This window comes from Paratractidigestivibacter sp., from assembly GCF_052362415.1.
In the GTDB taxonomy this organism is placed as follows: domain Bacteria; phylum Actinomycetota; class Coriobacteriia; order Coriobacteriales; family Atopobiaceae; genus Paratractidigestivibacter.
The window spans coordinates 5,408-8,020 of record NZ_DAWEMK010000083.1 but is presented as its reverse complement, the minus strand read 5'-3'; the positions used below and the strand labels follow the sequence as shown (position 1 = coordinate 8,020).

At 73.2% G+C, this 2,613-nt stretch carries 3 protein-coding genes; all 3 read left to right on the top strand.

The genetic code is table 11. The features are described 5' to 3' along the window. Positions 1-1,809: ATP-dependent DNA helicase RecG (locus ACT84W_RS08115; RefSeq protein ID WP_444328837.1), on the top strand; the 1,809-nt coding region annotated here is incomplete at its 5' end. Continuing rightward, positions 1,806-2,402, top strand: coding sequence for an RsmD family RNA methyltransferase (locus ACT84W_RS08110; RefSeq protein WP_444328836.1), 597 nt, complete (start codon positions 1,806-1,808; stop codon positions 2,400-2,402). The genes ACT84W_RS08115 and ACT84W_RS08110, both read left to right, overlap by 4 nt. Next, positions 2,399-2,613, top strand: a 215-nt coding sequence (locus tag ACT84W_RS08105) for an adenylyltransferase/cytidyltransferase family protein (protein WP_444328835.1), incomplete at its 3' end; no start/stop codon positions are given. The genes ACT84W_RS08110 and ACT84W_RS08105, both read left to right, overlap by 4 nt.

Genomic DNA, 2,613 nt, shown 5'->3' with positions numbered 1-2,613 from the left:
GCCGAGCAGATCCGCAAGGGGGACACCGTCGCGCTCTCGGGCAAGGTCACCTTCGGCTACGGCTTCAAGCAGATGAAGGCGCCCTTCTACGAGGTCGTCGGTGACTCGGGGAGCGCGGGCTACGCGCGCGTGCTGCCCGTCCATGGCGTCACGGAAGGGGTCTCGGTGCCGTGGATGCGCCGCATCCAGAGCGCCGCGCTCGCCGACGTGGGCGACGTCTGCGACCCCGTTCCCGCCAGGCTCACCTCCGGCCACGGCCTCATGACGCTCGGCAGGGCGTTGCGTGAGGTCCACTTCCCGAGCTCGCTCGCTGCGGCCGAGCGCGCCCGCCGCCGGCTCGCCTACGACGAGCTGCTCTGCCTGCAGCTCGCCCTGCTGTGCCGCCAGGAGCTCGAGCGCGAGGGGGCCCGCCCCTTCGAGCACGATGTCCTCGGCCCGCATATGGACGCCCTGCTGGCCGCCATGCCCTTCGAGCTCTCGACCGAGCAGCGCGCCGCTGCGGACCAGATCCTCGCGGACATGGCCGCCCCGCGCGTCATGAACCGCCTGCTGCTCGGCGACGTCGGCACGGGCAAGACCGCCGTCGCGGCGCTCGCCCTCGCCGCGTGCGCCGACTCGGGCACCCAGGCCGCTATGATGGCGCCGACCTCGGTGCTCGCCCGTCAGTATGCCGAGAAGCTCGGGCCGCTGCTCGACGCGGCGGACATCACCTGGCGGCTCGTCACGGGCACCACGCAGGGGGAGGAGCGCGAGGAGGCCGAGGCCGCCTGCGCCTCGGGCGCGGCCTGCGTGCTCTTTGGCACGACCGCGCTTCTTTCCCAGAAGCTCGAGTTCTCATGCCTCTCGCTCGTGGTCATCGACGAGCAGCATCGCTTCGGCGTGAACCAGCGCGCCGCGCTGCGCGCCAAGGGGCCGGGCGCGGACCTGCTCGCCATGTCCGCGACGCCGATCCCGCGCACGCTCGCGCTGTCGGTCTACGGCGACGTGGACCTCTCGCGCATAGCGCACCGGCCCCGCCCGGGCGCGGGCGTCCAGACCAAGGTCGTCACGCCCGACAACCTCGACCTCGCCTGGGGCGCCGTGCGCGAGGCCCTGGCGGCTGGCCACCAGGCGTACGTGATCTGCCCGCTCGTCGACGACGCCGACGACGGCCATGAGCTCGAGGACGTCCCCGAGTCCGTGACCTCGACCTCGAACAAGCTGCGCTCGGCCGTATCGACCTTGGCGTGGCTGCGCGAGAGCGTGCTGCCGGGCGTCGAGTGCGATCTCCTCACCGGGCGGATGAGGCCGGCCGAGAAGGACGCCGCGATGGGGCGCTTCCGCAGCGGCGCCACGCAGGTGCTCGTGGCCACGACCGTGGTGGAGGTCGGCGTCGACGTCCCCAACGCCACCGCGATGGTCGTCATGGACGCCGACCGCTTCGGCCTGGCCACCTTGCACCAGCTGCGCGGCCGCGTGGGCCGCGGCGACGTCGCGGGCACGGTCTTCCTCAGCTGCGCGGCGCGCAAGGGGACGCCCGCGCGCACGCGCCTGGCGGCGCTCGAGCAGACGAGCGACGGCATGCGCCTGGCCGAGCTCGACCTCAAGCTCAGGCATGAGGGAGAGGTGCTGGGCTTCCGCCAGTCCGGCGGCGTCACCCTGCGCATCTGCGACATGGAGACCGACGCAGACCTCGTGCAATGGGCCCACGAGGACGCCCGGGCGATCGCCGGGGAGGACCCGTCCCTGGCGGACCCGGAACACCGCCTGCTCGCCGGGGAGGCCCGCGAGCGGTTCGACATCTACTTCGAGGAGCTGGAGCGCGCATGAGGATAGTCGGAGGCAAATGGAAGGGGCTCGCCGTCGAGGCGCCCGAGGGCCGCGGCACCACGCGCCCGACGACCGACCGGAACCGCGAGAGGATCGCCTCGATGATCCTCTCGGCGGCGGGGCTCGACCTCACGGGCACCCGGGTGCTCGACGCCTTCGCGGGGTCGGGCGCCATGGGCTTCGAGCTCGTGAGCCGCGGCGCGGCGTCGGCCACCTTCGTCGACCTGGACCGCCGCGCCGTCGCGCGCATACGCCGCACGGCGGAGCGCTCGCTGCGCGCCGACGCGTCCGAGTGGCGCGCGCTCGCGGGCGACGCCTGCTCGCTCGCCGAGCAGGGGAGGATCCCCGGCGGCCCCTTCGGGGTCGTCTGCCCCGACCCGCCGTATGCTGTGGAGGCGAGCCGGGTGGCCGCGCTCGTCCGGGCGCTCGCCGCCCGCGGCGCGCTCGAGCGCGGGGCCATCGTCGTCTACGAGCGCTCCGCGAAGTCGCCCGGCATCGAGGGGGCGGGCCTCGAGCTCGCCAAATCGAAGAGCCAGGGCATCACCGCCGTCGACCTCATGGTCGCCGACCCGGAAGGGATATTGGGCAAATGAGAGACAACGAGACCAAGGTAGAGCACGTCGTCGTCCCCGGCACCTTCGACCCGGTGACGCTGGGCCACCTCGACGTCATCCTCCGTGCGCGCAGGCTCTTCCCGCGCGTGACGGTCGCCGTCGCCGCCTCTGCGAACAAGCGAGGGCACGGTCCCGTGTTCTCGCTCGACGAGCGCGCGGAGATGATCCGCGAGGCGCTCGCCGGCGAGGG